Genomic DNA, 17,746 nt, shown 5'->3' with positions numbered 1-17,746 from the left:
AACTTGTATGACATGTTATAAGTCGGAGGGACATCGGATATGAAAAACGACTTCAAAGCCATCGAGAAAAAAAACGTCGTGGACGATGTCTTCGAGCAGATCCAAAACAAAATCGTAAGCGAAGTCTGGCAGCCCGGACAGAAGATTCCTTCGGATAACGAATTGTGCAGCATGTTCAACGTTAGCAGAGTAAGCGTTCGAAGCGCCGTCCAGAAGCTCCGGGATCTCGGGCTTATCACTACGCGCCATGGCAAAGGCTCCTTCGTATCCGAACGCGCAATGAGCTTCGACATTCAGATGACGGCCCCGATCATGAACTTAAGCGAGAAGGAATTTCTGGACATTATGGAATTCCGGGAACTGATCGAGACCAAGTGCATCGAATTAGCCGTTCTTCGCGCAGACGAACAGGATATCGCGGCGATCGAGAAAGCGCTTACGGAAATGAAGGCAAACCAACACGACTATTCGAAGTATTCGTTAGCCGACTATCAATTCCATCTTGCCATCGTCAAAGCTTCCAAAAACCAGTTTTTCATCCATATCATCGATCGCCTCAAAAATGTCTACTATTATCACCTTAAAGAATTGAACAGGGTTTTAGCGGATATGGAAGATAGCCTCTTCGGTCACTCCCAGCAGCTTGAAGCTATCAAATCCCGAGATATGGAAGCCGTTCGCCGCTTAGTTCGCGAAGGCGCCATCAACGTTACTTCGCAGACGATCAAACGCTTGCATGATCAGACGGAGAAAAAGTAAGGCCGTCTTTTTTTGAGATAACATGTATGACATGTGATGTGTTATCTTGAAAGTTCTACGCTAGGGTTGTTCTTGTCCGTTACCGGAGCCATATGCTCCGGCGGACAAACAATATATAAACGCTATTCATCTTAGGAGGTCATCAGAATGAAAGTCCACAAAGTCGGCAGTTGGATTGCCCTGCTCGTCGTAATGACGATGTTGCTCGCAGCCTGCGGCACTAACAAAGATTCAGCTAAAAATGGCGAAAAAGAAAGCGCTGCAAAGACGACGACAATCAAGATCATGTCGGTCTCGCAAACGGAAAACCCGGACGGCCCCGCCGAGAAAGAAATGGCCGAGCGTTACATGAAGCTCCATCCCGAAGTGAAAATCGAGTTCATCGGCGTTCCGATGAACGACCTTTACAAAAAAATAACGGCGATGGCCACTTCCGGAGACTTGCCGGACGCGTTCACCATGACGCCTCAATTCGCCCGAACGGCTAACGGAATGGGCATTACCGCGGATTTGACGCAATTGCTCGGAACGGAATACCTGAAAGAGTTCTATCCGAACATTATCGAGGAATCCAGCGTTGACGGCAAACTGCAATTTCTTCCATGGAACGCGGCTCCAATGGCGCTCGTCTACCGCGGAGACTGGTTCGAGCAAGAAGGCTTGAAAGGACCCGAGAACTGGGACGAGTTCCTCGAAGCCGCCAAGAAGCTGACCAAAGACACGGACGGAGACGGCAAAGCGGATCAATGGGGCTTTGGCATGATCGGAACGCGCAACGGTTCCGGCGCCGATCGCTTTATCGCCATCATGCGTTCTTACGGCGTCGAAGAATTGAGAAAAGACGAGAGCGGCAAATGGGTATCCGATCTTGCCACTCCGGAAGCGAAAGAAGCGTTCCAATTTTTCGTCGATCTGAACAACAAGCACGGCGTCGTTCCTCCGGGAGTGACGGAGACGGGCTTCCCGGAAGCGGCTAGCTTGATGGCTACCGGCAAAGTGGCGATGATGCTTACCGGACCGAATGCGCTCGGCAACATCGTCAGCCAGAATCCCGAACTGAAAGGCAAGCTCTACAGCGTGCCGGTTCCGGCGAAAGTGAAACATACGGCTACCTTCGGCTTGTTGGGCTACTCGATCGCCGAATCCAGCAAAAACAAAGAAGTCGTCGCCGATTATTTGAAATTCATGGTCGAGGACGAGAACGCGTTGAAATGGAACGAACTGAGCGGCCGTCTACCTACGAAAATCGAAGTCGGCAAACAACAGCAATTGACGACGCCGGAATACGCCGGATTCGTTAAAGCGTTGGAATACGCGTTCACCATTCCAGCATTCGATCAATACTCGCAATTCCAAGATATCGTAGCCGAAGCTTACCAATCGATGATCGCCGCCAATCAAAGCGTAGAAGCCGCAACGAAACGGGCTGCGGATCGCGCCGCCGAGGTTATCGGCAACAGCAAATAATCGCTTAGGTCAAAGTCCGACAAGGGAGCCCTTGGCTCCCTTGCGGCTTTCTACATTACGATGGGGGAGAACTTATGCTATCGTCGAAGAGCGGTCTCAAAGGGGTCTGGTTCATTCTTCCGGCCGTTGTTACCTTGCTTGTCTTAATTACTTATCCGCTTATCTACGGAGCCTACATCAGCTTCTTCGATACGAACCTCATTACGAAATGGGACTTCGTAGGGCTGAAATATTACGTCGACATCTTCTCCAACTCGGAGTTTCTGAATCGGATTCTGCTCACGCTCCATTATACGTTCTGGGTCGTCGTGGGCCATTTCATCATCGGGACCGGCTTGGCGCTGATCCTGAACATGAAGCTGAAAGGCATTACCGTATTCCGCGTTATCCTCATTCTCCCCTGGCTATTTCCCGAAGTCGTCGTCGGATTGCTATGGAAATGGCTCTTCAACCCTATGTACGGGCTGTTTAATGCCGTATTGATGAATTGGGGCTGGATCGACGATCCGGTATCGTGGCTAGGCAACGAGCAAACGGCGTTCGCCGCCGTCATTGTCGTATCCATCTGGAAAGGTTTCCCGATGGTCATGATGCTATTGCTCGCAGGCTTGCAAAGTATTCCGGAAGACGTATACGAAGCGGCGAAGATCGACGGTTGCACGCGCAGCACGGCTTTCCGTTACGTCACGTTACCTGCGTTGATGCCCGTCATGGTCGTCACGCTCATCTTAGACACGGTATGGTGGTTCAAGCATTTTACGATGATCTGGATTCTGACCCAGGGAGGACCGGGCAACGCGACCAATGTCGTCAGTATCGACATCTTCAAGCAAGCTTTCGACTTTTTCAACTTCGGCAAAGCTTCCGCGATGGCGATCTTGGTGTTCTTCGTCTGCTGGTTAATGGGATACGGGTATAGGAGGTTGTTCGGCAATGGAGACGACTAAACGCAAGTTTTCCATTTTCAATACGGGAATGTACGCCATCCTGATCGTAGCTTCGTGCTTGGTGCTTATTCCTACGCTTTGGATGGTATCGACGGCACTTAAATCCAACGAAGAAGTGATGATCACTCCTCCGAAATGGATACCAGACAATCCAACGTTCGAAAGCTTCACGCGGATTTGGAAGGACTATCCGTTCCTGGACTACTTCCTGAACAGCGTATTCATCGTCGCCGTTTCGACTTTTATCACGATCGCGTTCGCAGCGCTCGCCGGGTACGGCGCTTCCCGATTTAAATTTCGCGGCAAAGGGACTTTTCTATCTTTTCTGCTCGTAACGCAGATGTTCCCTTCTATTATGCTGTTGATTCCGTTCTACAAAGTGTTGAAAACATTCGGACTGATCGATTCTCACTGGGGATTGATCGTCGTATATATCGCCTTCGCCCTTCCGATGTGCACGTGGATGATGTTGGGCTTCTTCCAAGGCATTCCGAGAGAACTGGACGAAGCGGCGATGATCGACGGTTGCAGCCAAATTCGGACGTTCGTCCAAATCATCTTGCCTTTGTCCTTGCCGGGTATTGCCGCGACGGCGATTTACTCCTTCTTGATGGGGTGGAACGAGTATATGTTCGCCTTTATCCTCGTCACGACGGAGACGATGAAAACCTTACCCGTCGGAATAGGTCAATTAAACGGCTTCTACAAAGTCGTATGGAACGATATGATGGCCGCGTCCATTATCTCCAGCTTACCGTTGATCGTTTTGTTCCTGTTCATGCAAAAATACTTCATCAGCAGCCTAACGGCAGGCGCAGTTAAACAGTAAATATAGAGAGATAAGGAAGAGTGGATATGGAGAACCTGAAGATTCGCAATATCAAAACGATCCTCACCGCGCCCGAGGGCATTAACTTGGTCGTCGTCAAAGTCGAAACAACGGATCCCGAAATTTACGGCGTGGGCTGCGCCACGTTTACCCAACGTTACTTAACGGTGCAGAACGCGATCGAACAATATATCAAGCCGATGTTGATCGGCAAAGACGTGAACAACATCAACGATATTTGGCATTCCACGATCGTCAGCAGCTATTGGCGCAACGGCCCCGTCCTGAACAACGCGCTGTCCGGCGTCGACATGGCGTTATGGGACATCAAGGGGAAAATGGCCGGCATGCCGCTGTATGAGCTGTTCGGAGGCAAAGTTCGCGAAGGCGCCGCAGTGTACCGTCACGCGGACGGCAGCGACGTGAAAGAAGTCGAAGAAAACGTTCGCGCGTACATGGAACAAGGTTATCGCTATATTCGCTGCCAAATGGGGACGTACGGCGGAGTCGGTCAGACCATCGTCACGCCGGACGGCGCTCAAGCTGGCGCTTACTACGACCCGAAAGCTTATATGAAGAGCATCGTCGGCCTGTTCGAGCATCTGCGGGCACAAGTCGGCTGGGACATCGAATTGCTGCACGATATTCATGAACGCCTGACCCCGATCGATGCGGTGAATTTTGCTAAGAAACTGGAGCCTTTCGAGCTGTTCTTCTTGGAAGACGCTTTGCCTCCCGAACAACTGGAGTGGTTCCGCATGATTCGCCAACACTCCTCCATTCCACTGGCGATGGGCGAGTTGTTCAACAACCCGAACGAATGGATGCCGCTCATCACGAACCGGTTGATCGATTATATCCGCGTGCACGTCAGCCAGATCGGCGGCATTACGCCAACCCGGAAACTGACGGCGCTCTGCGACTCCTTCGGCGTCAGAACCGCTTGGCACGGACCCGGCGACACTTCGCCGGTCGGTCATGCCGCTCACGTCCATCTGGACGTAAGCAGCATCAACTTCGGCATCCAAGAATGGAATGGCTTTAACGATGCCATCCACGAAGTATTCCCCGGATGTCCCGAAGTCCGTAACGGGTACGTGTACCCCAACAACAAGCCGGGGCTGGGCATCGACATCGACGAGAAGCTTGCGGCGAAATTCCCATGCGAGAACGTTCTACCGACTTGGACGAACGCAAGATTGCCGGACGGCTCCCCGACGACTCCGTAAAAGGAAAAGCTTTGCGTCTGAACATACCGTAAGCGTTCACTGAGAAAATCCCGTCAGGATACACGATCCTGACGGGATTTTCTCAGTGAGGAACTTTATTTTCCCCTAGTTGATGCGGCATGCATGCCTTCGCTGTTACGTCCTTCATGACTGCTACAGCTTCAATCAAGGATTATTTTTTAACGGCTGCCGCGAAGCTGTCTATTAACTGGGGATAACCTGATTCACACTCCGCGTCAAATCGATTTTTGTTTGAGGTCAGCCGTCTCTTAATAAGAAAATCGCTATCAATTGTTCTGGCAGCCACTTTTATATAGACAACAATATAGAATCCGTCACCTTCTATAGCAAGACAGGCTCAAAATCGAACTTGTCCATCATTGTTAAGTACCTTATCTTCATCGGATGGTGGGTATTGGAGAGTTGGTGCACAGGATAGCGTGCTCTGATGGGTCAAAATGGTCGGATACCGAGGGAGAGTGAGCTGTAAGTCGCTGAATTTCTGGCACTATAGCCCCATCCGTGCCCGGAGTCAGCGCTATAGCGTTACTCTTTGGCACTATAGCCCCATCCGTGCTCGGAGTCAGTGCTATATCGTTACTTTTTGGCACTATAGCCCCATCCGTGCCCGGAGTCAGCGCTATAGCGTTACTTTTTGGCACTATAGCCCCATCCGTGCTCGAAGTCAGTGCTATAGCGTTACTTTTTGGCACTATAGGCCCATCCGTGCTTGAGAGCGTACTCAGAGCAATGTAATGGATTGATTTTTGCCATCTATATAGGATAGATCCTTGATCCAAAATGAGTTATAAACATTAAATCGACAGCCTCGCCACCGCCGCTATTTCGTCGAAAACAAGCTTTTATAGATTCTAAACGGAGCTACGCGCCTTTATTTATCCCCATATGGCCTGTTTTCATGGAAAACACTAAAATAAGAGCGCTGATTTCCGTTAGATTTTGAAAAGTATCTTTTTGTGCAGAATAACGGCTGTCGCTTCCGTTAAAGGAATCTTTAATAAGGATGCGATTCCCCATCGACCTCCCTTGTTCTCATCTTTCCGACTGCCTCATAATGAGTTAAGATGACTATGGATTCATTTCCCGGTACATCAAACCAGGAGGCTCATTCCTATGACGATAAAAGTACTGATCGCGGACGACAACTCCTTCATTCGGGAAGGAATGAAAATTATATTAACGACTTTTCCGGACTTTGAAGTCGTCGGTACGGCCGCGGACGGCGCGGAAGCGGTCGCCTTCTGCCGCTCTCATGAAGTCGATGTCGTGCTGCTGGACGTGCAGATGCCGAACATGAACGGCGTCGAGGCCACCCGCATTCTAACCGCGGAAACGAATGTCAAACCTCTTATCCTTACTACTTTCGACGACGATGAGAACATTATCGATGCCGTACACGCCGGAGCTAAAGGATATTTACTCAAGAACAACGACCCGGAAAGCATCCGGGATGCCATCAAAAGCGTACACAACGATCATCACGTTCTTCAGGACGTCGTATTGAATAAAATCAAGAACAGTCTGTTCTCCGGCACCGCGAAAGCTCCAACCGACCCGGCCGATCCGCCGCCCTCCCCAACTCCCCCTTCTATATCTCGAAGCCACGAGAGTCATAGTTCCATGAATCGAAGCCTATTCACCGAACGCGAACTCGCTGTCATGGCGCAAATCGCGAATGGCTTATCCAATAAGGAAATCGCCAAGAAATTGTTCATCTCCGAGGGGACGATCGCCAATTACATCACTTCCGTTCTCAACAAAACCGGCCTAGAGCATCGCACGCAAATCGCGATCTACTACTTAACGGGCGAAGTAAGAATGTCGGACGGATAGGAGAGTTCTTTTTCATGGATAATTGGATCATCGGCAATAAAGCCGGTTTGCTTGCATACATCATCGCCGTCTCCTTGTTCTCGGCTTCTAAGTTCGATGCCTGGCATGTGCTTATCGCATTAATCTATATTTGCATCAATGTCCCGATTCCGATCCTTAAACGTACGGAGCCGAGACTGTTGCTTATCGCCCTGTCGGCTGCTTTTACGATCGTTTGCTCTTATTGGCTTATTCCGGCATTCATCCTCTTGTTGCCGATTAATCTCTATGAGCTTGCGTGGATGGTCAATAAGAAGAAAATCGCGTTCGCACTCGCTTTACTTGCGCCGATTCCTCTCGTCCCTTCCTCGCTGATTGCCGTTTACTTGCTGGCCGCATTTCTCAGCCTGCTAGTTCATGCCGGAGGGCACGCCTCGATCGAGAAAATGCTGCGCCTTCAGAACGAACGGGAAACGATGCGCGCGGACATACAGAAGCTCAGCCGATCCCTTAACGAGAACAAGGAGTATATGCGCCAGTCCGAGTATACGATCAAACTGGAGGAACGCAACCGCGTCTCCCAGCAAATTCACGACGACATCGGCCATTCGATGGCCGGCGCTCTTATTCAAATGGAAGCATCCAAGCGGCTGCTCGGCACGGATCCGGACAAGGCCGCTACGTTACTTCGGAACGCGATCTCCATCTCCAAGGAAGGGCTGGAGCGAATCCGGCTGACGCTTAGAGACATAAAGCCGAAATCCCAAGAGCTCGGAATTAACCGTCTGCGGCTGATCGTGGACGATCTGTCGGTCAAGACCGCCCTTCGCGCGACGTTATCCCACGAAGGGAATATGGACGCCATCACGCCCATTCAGTGGAAAATCATTCAAGAGAACGCGATGGAATCGATCACGAATTCGCTCAAATACGGCCAGGCGACTGGAATTCATATCGAAGTCCATGTTCTCAACAAATTCATTAAAGCGGTCGTAACGGATAACGGAATCGGTACGGATAAAGTGATTAAGGGACTTGGCATCGCCGGCATGGAGGAAAGAGCGGCAGCCGCGGGAGGAACCGTCATCGTCGATGGAACGAAAGGTTTCAGCGTGACGACTCTCCTCCCTGTCGGGAGAGGGTGACCTTAGTCATGTCGCGAATATGAAGATTGTCATATGAAAGGGTGAACTTATGCACTGACATAAGGGCACCCTATTTCATTACAATTCTCTTATAAAGGTAGTTCAAAAAGTCATCTTTTGATCACGGAGCGAAGCAAGAAGCGGATACGACATCGAATCTTGAATTCAGCCGGGCCTTCCGGTGCTCACGTAGGCTTTTCCTACGCTCCGCTCCTCAGTTCCTAGCTTCATCCAACCTTCTCGGTGCTGAAAACCTGACTTTTTGAACACTAACTTAACCCAAACGGAGTGATTCGGATGAACGTATTAGAGATTCGTAACTTGACCAAGAAATTCGGCGATTTCATCGCCGTGGATAATATGTCGCTCAGCATTCGCGAAGGAGAAATTTTCGGGTTCCTCGGCGCGAACGGAGCGGGCAAGAGCACGACGATCAACATGATCTCCTCCTTGCTGCGCAGCACCAAAGGCGAAATCGATATTCTCGGCCGCAGCCTTGCAGCTAACGGCAAGTTCGCCAAGATGAACATCGGCATCGTCCCTCAGGACATTTCCATTTACGAGAACATGACCTCCTACGAGAATGTGAGCTTTTTCGCCGGATTATACGGATTGAGAGGAAATCTGCTGAAGGAACGAACCGAGGAGGCGCTCGATTTCGTCGGTCTCGGCGACAAGGCGAAGAGTTTTCCGAAAAATTTCTCCGGAGGCATGAAGCGCAGACTTAACATCGCTTGCGCCATAGCGCACAGACCGAAGCTCATCATCATGGATGAACCGACGGTCGGAATCGACCCCCAATCCCGCAACTACATCTTGAACTCGGTCCGCAAGCTGAATCAGATGGGATGCACGATTATCTATACGAGCCATTACATGGAAGAAGTCGAGGAAATCTGCACTCGCATCGCCATCGTCGATCATGGCAAGATCATCGCCGACGGCACGAAGGAACAGCTGAAAGCGATCATTACCGATACGAAGAACATCTGGATCGAGATCAAAGCTACCGACTCGGTAAATATCGATTCACTGAAACAAATTCAAGGCGTCATCTCCGCGCAACTCGAAGATAACACGATCAAGATCAACTCCAAAGGCGAAATCAACAATCTCAACCTCGTCATCCAGAAGTTGATCAAAGACGGAATCGAAATCCGTTCGGTCGAAGAGCAAGCACCGAATCTGGAGACCGTATTCCTTACCTTGACCGGGCGGAATCTAAGAGACTAAGGAGGCGAGTCGTTATGAATATTCTGAATGTCGCGATTAAAGAGATCAAATCCGCAACGAGAGAGCGGCGAACGTTGCTATTCATGCTCGCCTTCCCAATCGTATTAATGCTCATTCTCGGTACCGCGTTATCGAATGCGTTCTCTAGCAACGCCTTTGTCGGAGAGATGCAACTCCTCTATAAGATCAACGCCAACCAGCCGCAATTGACGCAAGCTTGGCAAAGCTTCTCCCACGAAATCGAAAAGCAAGGCGTCCGGATCGATCCTGCGGAAGCCGGAATGAACGGCCGGGATCTCATTAAAGACGGACAATACACGGCATACGTCGAGATCGACGCCGAAGGGTTGAAATTCTACGGAAACAGCAAGCAATCGCTCGAAAGCAATATTCTCCAAGGAATGCTTACCGCATTCGCCGATCGTTACAACTTGGCCGCTTCGGCGCTCAAATCGACTCCTTCGGAAGCGAAGGCGGTCATGGCAAGCATTCAATCGAACGATAAATTCGTCAATGAAACTTCGTTAGATCCCGACAAAACTCCCGACGCCATGGATTATTACGCCGTTTCCATGACGACGATGATCGCTCTTTACTCCGCATTGTCGGGCTCCTTCTTATTCCGCAGCGAGAGAACCCGCCAAACGGCCACTCGCTTAATGGCTGCACCCATTAGCAAGGGGGAACTGTTCGCGGGCAAAGTCATCGGATGCACGGTCATTAACCTGATGTGCGTATCGATTATTATTCTGGTCAGCAAATTCGCGTTCCACGCTAACTGGGGCGACCATATGGGCTTGGTATTCCTTATCCTGACTGCCGAAGTGCTCTTGGCCGTAAGTCTTGGCCTTGGAGTTAGTTATCTCGTCCAAGGAGAGAAATCCCGCTCGGTTATTATGATCTTTACCCAGATCGCTTCATTCGTAGGAGGAGCTTATTTCCCTTTTGACGATTCGCACAGCATTATGGGAATCGTTATGAACCTATCGCCGCTCCATTGGGCGAACGATGCGCTAATGAACATTATTTATTCGGATAACGTATCGGCGGCTTGGCCGACAATCGGAATCAACGTAGCTATCGCCGCGGCTTTCCTTCTCATCTCCGCCCTAATTATGCGTAAACGGGAGGCATTATAAATGAAAGACATAATATGGCTCATTCGCAAAACATTGCGAAATACGTTCCGCAGCAAGTCTAGCTGGCTCGTGTATCTCGGTTTGCCGATTGTCGGCATTATGGTGTCGACGCTCCTATACGGCAGCACCAACGTAAACACGCTCCGCATCGGTATCGTTAATAACGACGGCAATCAAGTCATTACCCAAGATGCGATCAAATTCATCGAGGGCTTGAATCAAATTAAGATCACGATGACGGATGAGAAATCTCTGCGCGGCGACATCGCCGCGAGTAAGCTCGACAGCGGTTTGATCTTTAATCAAGGGTTCGCGGATAGCTTGCGGAAGGGAAGCCCCGGTGAAGCGCAAGTGGATATCGTATCCGTGAAAGGCGCTCAGGTTACGGCTTACGTCAAATCCATGTTGCAGAATTATATCGGAAACGTAGCCGCCATCGGCAAAGGCACGCGGGGCAATCCGGCAACGTTCGACAAGCTCTATGCCGAATACGGCGCGCAAAACTTCAAGCTCGACGCCGAGACGATCGAGGACACGTCGAACCAGAAGGATATGACTTATCAAACGATCGGATTTCTGGCGACGTTCATGTTATTCTCCGCCGTTAACCTGTCCGAGCTCATTCTGAAGGAGAAGGAGTCCCGCACTTTCCTTCGTCTGATGTCGTCGCCCATATCGGCCAGAACTTACGTCCTCTCCAACGTAATCGTTAACGTGCTCATCATGACGCTGCAGATCGTATTCACCTTGATCATGATGAAGAACGTCTTCCATATCGATTCCGGCGTTCCGTACGCTCAATTATTTCCGGTTCTTCTCCTGTTCGCGTTGGCGGCCGTCGGGCTTTCCCTGCTCATGGTAGCCTTCGCCAAGAGTACGGCGGGAGCCGGAGCGGTACAGAACTTGATCATCATACCGACTTGCATGCTCTCGGGCTGTTTCTTCCCGATGAACATTATGCCGGATTCGATCCAGAAAATATCGAACTTTCTGCCGCAGCACTGGTTGCTGGATGCCATCAACAAGCTGCAGAGCGGCGAAACCTTTGGCAACCTCGGCTTGCACTTCGCCATCCTTTTCGGATTCGCGGCCGCTTTCGCTCTCATTGCCATCTATAGGTTCAGTCGCAACAACGATACTCGCATGTTCGTCTAGAAGATAAAAGAAGCCCCCAACCGATCGGCGTGATCAGGTTGGGGGCTTCTCTATCGTCTTGCGGCCGTTAAGCCAACAAATCTTTCAAAGCTTGGGGAGAATTGTCCCACCACTCCGCGTTATGCTCCGTAAGCAGCTTGCTAAGCGCCGCTTTCTCCGCGGGACCGATATTATCCAGCATATATTTGCGCTTGAGCGAAGCATCCAAACGGTTAACGTGATCGGGCAACAGCTTCCAGCCTCTTCTCGCTTCCGTATCGATCAGCATTTCGCACGATGTCGCTCCGGCATAATAAGACCCGGTCTCGTTGCGGTCGACGGCTACCCAGACGATCCAAGCCGGACGTCCGTTAGGCACGTTCGCCTTGTCGGGGGAAAATTTGATCCCCTTCTCTATCTTGCTCTTCGCGTGCATGGCGCCGACATCGATATAGGCTACCCCTTCGTCGATAATCACGCAGGCGACCTGGCTCAAATCGATCGATCCCGCGCCGAATCCTTTGTGCTCCTTGTTGCTGACCACGTTAAGCGACAGCTTCTTCTTCTCAACCGGTTTGTCCTGATTTTCCATCGTTATCCTCCATCTTTTGTCGCTAGATATGAAAAAACCGGGCTCTAGACCCCTTAATCCAAGGTCTTACCCGCTTCCTTTTTCTTACATTTAGATGAGAACGTTTGTTCTACCTATTTTAGGCAATCCTGTACTCAACATCATAACAAAACGGAAAACATAAGTCTATTGTTTTTCTCGAAAATGCGCCACAATAGGTAAAGTCAGTAGTTCACGCAAGGAGGATCAACCCCAATGGAAACGCAGCACCCCCTTCACCAAGAGGAATATCGCAGACTTCGGGAAACGTTCGAGGAGATCGACCAGCAGCGCGCCGGAATCGGTCCCGTATACCGAGGGCAGGATTTCACCGAACAATTGCTCGAGGAAAAACGCGAAGAAAAACGCCAACGACTCGAACTGCTTGCCAAAGAACCTTATTTCGGACGGCTGGATTTCCGGGAGGAAGGCAAAGCCGAGCCGCTGCCGATGTACATCGGCAAAAGAGGCATGGACCGCGGCGAAACCGACGAGCCGTACGTTATCGATTGGAGGGCGCCGGTTGCGAGCCTATTCTACTCCTTCACCGGAGGCGATGCTCCCGTTAACTACGAAGCACCGGACGGAATCATTCACGGAGACATCCACCGCAAACGCAATTTATCTATCCGCGATCGGAAACTCGGCCGCATCGTAGACAGCTACGAACGCGGAGGAGACAACATCGGCTTGAACGACGAGTTTCTACTATATAAGCTCGGGGATAAGAAGGATAATCGCCTGCGCGATATCGTCTCCACCATTCAAGCCGAGCAGGATCAGATCATCAGGGCGCCGAGATACAAGGCATTGATTATCCAAGGGGCGGCAGGATCCGGTAAGACGACGGTCGCCTTGCATCGTCTTGCCTTCCTGCTCTATCAATACCAGCAGCAGATTCGCGCGGAACGGATGATTATTTTCGCGCCGAATACGATGTTCCTGGATTACATCTCCGGCGTTCTGCCGGAGCTCGGAGTCGGTCACGTCAAGCAAACGACCTTCGTGGAGTGGGCTTTGGAGAGATTAAACGCTAATGTACGGCTTTCGAAGGACTCATCGGAAGGGAATATCTGGTTCTCCCTGGATGGCGTCAGGCCTCGGATCGACGATGAAACGCCCGGACGATTCAAAGGCTCTCTAGCCTTTAAGAAGATGCTGGACGATAAGCTTCAACGTCTCGAAGAGCATTTTATTCAGGCTCAGCCATTCGAAGCTTGGGAAGGCCGGGTTCTATCCGCGGAGATGATTCGCGAGTGGTTCGAAGTCGAGTATCGCCACTACCCGTTGGCCCCCCGCCTGGACAGGTTAAACGCAAGAATCAACCGATGGCTGGAGATGCAGCTAAACACGATCGGCGATCCGAAAATCCGCAAGGAGAAAACCAAGACGGGCAAACAGCGGCTTCGCGCTTATTCGAACAAGCTTCCGAAAGCCGACGCTCTAACCTTCTATCAGGACGTGTTCGCTTCAGGAACATCTGACGAGATTCCGAAGAAGGTACTCGAGGGAACGCGAAGCTATCTGAAAAAAGGCTTCGTCCAACCCGAAGATTTGACCGCCCTCGCGTGGATTCATTACGTGCTCAACGGCGCGGAGAAACTTGTTTTCGACCACGTCGTCGTGGATGAGGCGCAGGACGTTTCGCCGTTCCAGATCGCGCTCTTGAACACGTTCATGAACGAACCCTCCTTCACGATTCTCGGAGATTTAGCGCAAGGCATTCATGCTTACCGCGGCGTCCAACGTTGGGAAGAGATATCCGCGGTATTCGCGGAAGAGTATCCTTCCTATCATGTATTAAAGCAGAGCTACCGTTCCACGCTGGAAATTATCGAGTTCGCCAATCGGATTCTCCCTCATACGGACACCGGGCTGCCGCCTGCCGTACCCGTATTCCGAAGCGGGGATCCCGTCGACGTCGTACGGCTGAACGCCGCGGGCGATAAAATTCCTTTTATCGATACTTTCATTCGGGATAATCGAGATCGCGGCATGCAGACGATCGCGATCATCGGACGAACGGACGAGGAATGCTCGAGCTTGCATGAAGCGATGACGAAAGCCGGAATCGAAGCGAATCTGATCAGCGAAGGGCAAACCCAATATCGCGGCGGCGTGACGATCGTCCCCGTCTATTTGGCCAAAGGCCTCGAGTTCGATGCCGTGCTCATCGCCAACGCCAATGACAGCCAATACGCGCTGACGCCGCAAGATGCCAAGCTGCTGTACGTCGGCTGTACCCGCGCGCTTCACCGGTTAACGCTTATCTTCAATGGCGAAGCGACCCCATTGCTTGCGTAACGATCGCATGATTTCGATCGCGAACGGATAACGAAAGAGGCGGAGCGGATAAATCCCGCGCCGCCTCTTTCCCGTACCCGACGCGAAACGGCGTCTGACGCTTCAGCAATATTCTTACGGCTTATCCCACTTTCCTTGCGATACGAAGATATAATCCGCGGACAACCCACATATATATCTCGTAGATGCTTGTCAACGGGAGGGTTATCCGTATGCCTAAGCGCCGTTCGCTGCGAATGTTACTTTTCGTCGCTGCCGCTGCTGTACTTATTATGTCTGTTCGATTCGGGTTTGCCGACGCTTGGGTAGACCAATATGCTTTGCCCGCTTCCTCGTCGTCCGAGCTCCCGGTAACGGCTACGCCTTCTTCGGCGCAGCCTAAGGCCGATCCGGGACCCGACGCTCCCCAACAACCGAAAGCCGTTGTCCTCAGCGATCGAATAACGGAGTATCACATCTCCGTTTCTCTCGATGACCAGAACGGAAGTCTGTCCGGCGAACAAATCGTGACCTGGAAAAATCCCGGCCGCAAACCCGTGTCGGACTTCTATTTACATCTCTATCCGAACGCATTTTCACCCGGCAGCACCTTCATCAAAGAATCCAAGGGGCAACTGCGCGGCGACAAAATGAAAGAAGGAAGCTATGGAAGCATGGCGCTTACTGCTTTGACGACGGAGCAAGGAGAAACGCTTCTCCCCCGCCTCCATTACGTTCAGCCGGACGATGGCAACAAGAGCGACCGGACGTTGGTTTCCTTCCGACTGCCGGAGCCGCTTAATCCCGGATCCAGCATCACGTTGCGAATGAACTTCACCGTTAAGCTTCCGGATGTATTCGCGAGAATGGGCAAAGCCGGCGATTTCGTCATGGCGGGACAATGGTTCCCGAAAGTCGCCGTGTACGAGACGGTCGGCATGCGGGGGCGAACGACCGAAGGCTGGAATTTGCATCAATACCACGGCAATTCGGAATTCTACTCGGACTTCGGTATCTACAGCGTCCGCATCGATGTTCCCGAAACCTATAAGATTGCGGCGACGGGTTTCCAAACGAAGGCGCCCGTCCTATCCGGCGGACGCAAAAGCTTCCAATTTTACGCCGACGACGTCCATGACTTCGCTTGGTCCGCCTCTCCCGTATTCGAGTACGTGGAAGACTCCTTCTCTTCCCCCGGGGTTCCCGGCGTGCGGATCAAGCTATTCCTTGACCCGCTCCACAAGGACTTGAAGGATCGTTACATGCATGCGGCGAAATCCGCCCTAGCCAAGCTTGGACAATGGTATGGAGAATATCCATACTCCACGTTATCCATCGTCGTTCCTCCGAAGGACGGCAATGGAGCCGGAGGCATGGAGTATCCGACGCTCGTTACCGCCGCGGCCGCGCGGGACGACAATCCCGGATACGATCTGGAGCGCACGCTAGTCCACGAGATCGCCCATCAGTACTGGTACGGGCTGGTTGCCTCCAATGAATTCGAAGAAGCTTGGCTCGACGAAGGCTTTACTTCGTATACCGAAGATAAATTGATGGCCAGCATCTATGGCGTCGTTCCCAATCTGCCGATCGAAGCCAGCTATATGACCCATCCGGAGCCGCTTCATCAGTCCTCTTGGCGCTATAGTTCCTCGGATAGGTACGCCGAGAACGTCTACTTGCGCGGCAAGCTCGTACTTTCTTCCTTGGAGCGTCAAGTCGGCGACAAAACGATGAGCAAGATTTTGCGGACTTATTTTCAGAATTACAAATTCAAGCACCCTTCTTCCTCGGACTTCCAGAAGGTCGTGGAATCCGTAACGAAGACGAAGTGGACCGACTTCTTCCAAGCCTACGTCCAGCATGGAGAGATGACCGATTACGCGATCGATAACATCAACACGCGCAAGACTAGCGAAGGTTACGAAAGCCTCGTGCTTCTGAAGCGATACGGCGGCAGCCCGCAGCCGGTCTCGATCTGGCTCAAGTTCCAAGACGGGCAATCCATTCGCAAAAAATGGGACGGCGTGCAGACCCACGTCCAGTTACAGCTCTTTTCCGCTACGCCGTTAACTTACGCGGCCATCGATCCTAGCATGAACGTCGTTCTCGATAACCGCAGATATAACAACTATCTCAAGGCCGAAGTCCCCCAACAGGAACGCTCGCGAATAGCGACCGGCATAACTCAAATCATCGAAGGACTGTTCGGAACAATGGTGTGGTGAGGTGACTAAGGGATGCGTCGATTATTAAAAATGGGATGGGACATGACCGTTCGGCATAAGTATGTATTGGTTCTCCTATTTCTCTATCGCTTGTTGTGGGGATTTTTCCTTTACCGGTTCGTCGATTCGGTCGTAACGCCGGTGTTAGCCCGTTACCCCGCGGATCATCCAAACTCCGACGCGACCCATCTGTTCCTCATCGAAGCTCAATTCCGCCTGCTCAAGACCGATCTCGTGAACGAGGTTCTCTGGATGTTAGGCGGGCTGCTGCTCATGCGGATGGTTCTCACGCCCCTGCTCAACGCCGGCGTTTATTACTCCTTCCACCACGCCCTGGAAGGAGAAGGAACCCGCGTATTGTCCGGAATGCGAAGGACTTGGAAGCCGGTAACGCTGCTCTACTGGATAGAGAACGGGCTCATTCTGCTACCCGCCGCATGGCTGCTGCCGTTAGCCGAAGATCGGTTTCTCTCGGAGCCCTCCTTATCCGCTTGGCTTCAGGAAATGCTACCCTATGCCGCCGCGTGGCTGGCGTTCGGATTTATTGTTCATCTGCTGTTTCAATTCATGCAGTTCGGGGCGGTTTCGCGGGAAGGAATCTTTAAGGGCCTGAGTTTGGCGCTTCGCCGGGCGTTCCCTCTTCTGGGAATTACCTTCATCTTGCTCGGCATCGGATTGGCAGTGTCCGCGACGGCATGGGCCGTATCCTTCCTCTGGTCAGGCTTTCTCGCCGTAGCGCTGCACCAAGCTTTCCACTTCGTTCGCGCCTTGCTTAAGCTGTGGACTTCCGCTTCGCAGTATCAAGTATGGTGCAATACGAAGTCGTAAGCCCCTCTTGTCCCCTTCGACAATAGATGACACGGGACATTCCCCGGTTGCGCCTTTCGAGGCCGCGGCCGGGGTTTGGCGT

At 51.6% G+C, this 17,746-nt stretch carries 14 protein-coding genes; 13 read left to right on the top strand and 1 reads right to left on the bottom strand.

Annotated features, from left to right (window positions below):
• Window positions 1–39: 39 nt before the first annotated feature.
• The 10 genes from HH215_RS25405 (at window position 40) to HH215_RS25360 (ending at window position 11,736) form a co-directional block, all read left to right on the top strand.
• Window positions 40–759: a FadR/GntR family transcriptional regulator gene (locus HH215_RS25405; protein ID WP_169282438.1), complete on the top strand. Its 720-nt coding sequence runs from the start codon at window positions 40–42 to the stop codon at window positions 757–759.
• Between the two features lie 147 nt (window positions 760–906).
• A complete protein-coding gene (locus HH215_RS25400; RefSeq protein WP_169282437.1) occupies window positions 907–2,226 on the top strand; it encodes an ABC transporter substrate-binding protein in 1,320 nt (439 codons plus the stop codon).
• A gap of 74 nt (window positions 2,227–2,300) precedes the next feature.
• A complete protein-coding gene (locus HH215_RS25395; RefSeq protein ID WP_169282436.1) occupies window positions 2,301–3,173 on the top strand; it encodes a carbohydrate ABC transporter permease in 873 nt (290 codons plus the stop codon).
• The gene (locus HH215_RS25390) at window positions 3,160–4,002 is read left to right on the top strand and encodes a carbohydrate ABC transporter permease (RefSeq protein WP_169282435.1); all 843 of its coding nucleotides are present in this window, start codon (window positions 3,160–3,162) and stop codon (window positions 4,000–4,002) included. Before HH215_RS25395 ends, HH215_RS25390 begins: the two co-directional genes overlap by 14 nt.
• A gap of 26 nt (window positions 4,003–4,028) precedes the next feature.
• A complete protein-coding gene (locus HH215_RS25385) occupies window positions 4,029–5,231 on the top strand; it encodes an enolase C-terminal domain-like protein (RefSeq protein ID WP_169282434.1) in 1,203 nt (400 codons plus the stop codon).
• A 1,134-nt stretch (window positions 5,232–6,365) separates the two neighbouring features.
• Complete coding sequence (locus tag HH215_RS25380; RefSeq protein ID WP_169282433.1) at window positions 6,366–7,085, top strand: response regulator transcription factor; 720 nt, start codon at window positions 6,366–6,368, stop codon at window positions 7,083–7,085.
• A 14-nt stretch (window positions 7,086–7,099) separates the two neighbouring features.
• Window positions 7,100–8,209, top strand: a complete 1,110-nt coding sequence (locus tag HH215_RS25375) for a sensor histidine kinase (protein ID WP_169282432.1) — start codon at window positions 7,100–7,102, stop codon at window positions 8,207–8,209.
• A 297-nt stretch (window positions 8,210–8,506) separates the two neighbouring features.
• Window positions 8,507–9,442 (top strand): ABC transporter ATP-binding protein, encoded by a 936-nt coding sequence (locus tag HH215_RS25370; protein WP_169282431.1) that lies wholly within the window; start codon window positions 8,507–8,509, stop codon window positions 9,440–9,442.
• Window positions 9,443–9,456: 14 nt separating this feature from the next.
• Complete coding sequence (locus tag HH215_RS25365) at window positions 9,457–10,581, top strand: ABC transporter permease (protein ID WP_169282430.1); 1,125 nt, start codon at window positions 9,457–9,459, stop codon at window positions 10,579–10,581.
• Entirely contained in the window at window positions 10,582–11,736 is a 1,155-nt protein-coding gene (locus HH215_RS25360; protein WP_169282429.1) for an ABC transporter permease, read from the top strand.
• Window positions 11,737–11,803: 67 nt separating this feature from the next.
• Here the strand turns inward: HH215_RS25360 and HH215_RS25355 are convergent, their stop codons facing one another.
• The gene (locus HH215_RS25355) at window positions 11,804–12,307 is read right to left on the bottom strand and encodes a YwhD family protein (protein ID WP_169282428.1); all 504 of its coding nucleotides are present in this window, start codon (window positions 12,305–12,307) and stop codon (window positions 11,804–11,806) included.
• A gap of 234 nt (window positions 12,308–12,541) precedes the next feature.
• Here HH215_RS25355 and HH215_RS25350 point away from each other — a divergent pair, with 234 nt between their 5' ends.
• The 3 genes from HH215_RS25350 (at window position 12,542) to HH215_RS25340 (ending at window position 17,664) form a co-directional block, all read left to right on the top strand.
• Window positions 12,542–14,629, top strand: a complete 2,088-nt coding sequence (locus HH215_RS25350) for a HelD family protein (protein ID WP_169282427.1) — start codon at window positions 12,542–12,544, stop codon at window positions 14,627–14,629.
• A 212-nt stretch (window positions 14,630–14,841) separates the two neighbouring features.
• Window positions 14,842–16,836, top strand: a complete 1,995-nt coding sequence (locus HH215_RS25345; RefSeq protein ID WP_169282426.1) for a M1 family metallopeptidase — start codon at window positions 14,842–14,844, stop codon at window positions 16,834–16,836.
• A gap of 12 nt (window positions 16,837–16,848) precedes the next feature.
• On the top strand, window positions 16,849–17,664 hold the full coding sequence (locus HH215_RS25340; protein WP_169282425.1) for a hypothetical protein: 816 nt from the start codon (window positions 16,849–16,851) through the stop codon (window positions 17,662–17,664).
• The last annotated feature ends 82 nt before the right edge of the window (window positions 17,665–17,746 follow it).

This window comes from Cohnella herbarum (assembly GCF_012849095.1).
GTDB classification, from domain to species: domain Bacteria; phylum Bacillota; class Bacilli; order Paenibacillales; family Paenibacillaceae; genus Cohnella; species Cohnella herbarum.
Note: the sequence above shows the minus strand (reverse complement) of the source record. Positions and strands in the feature narration are given on the sequence as shown.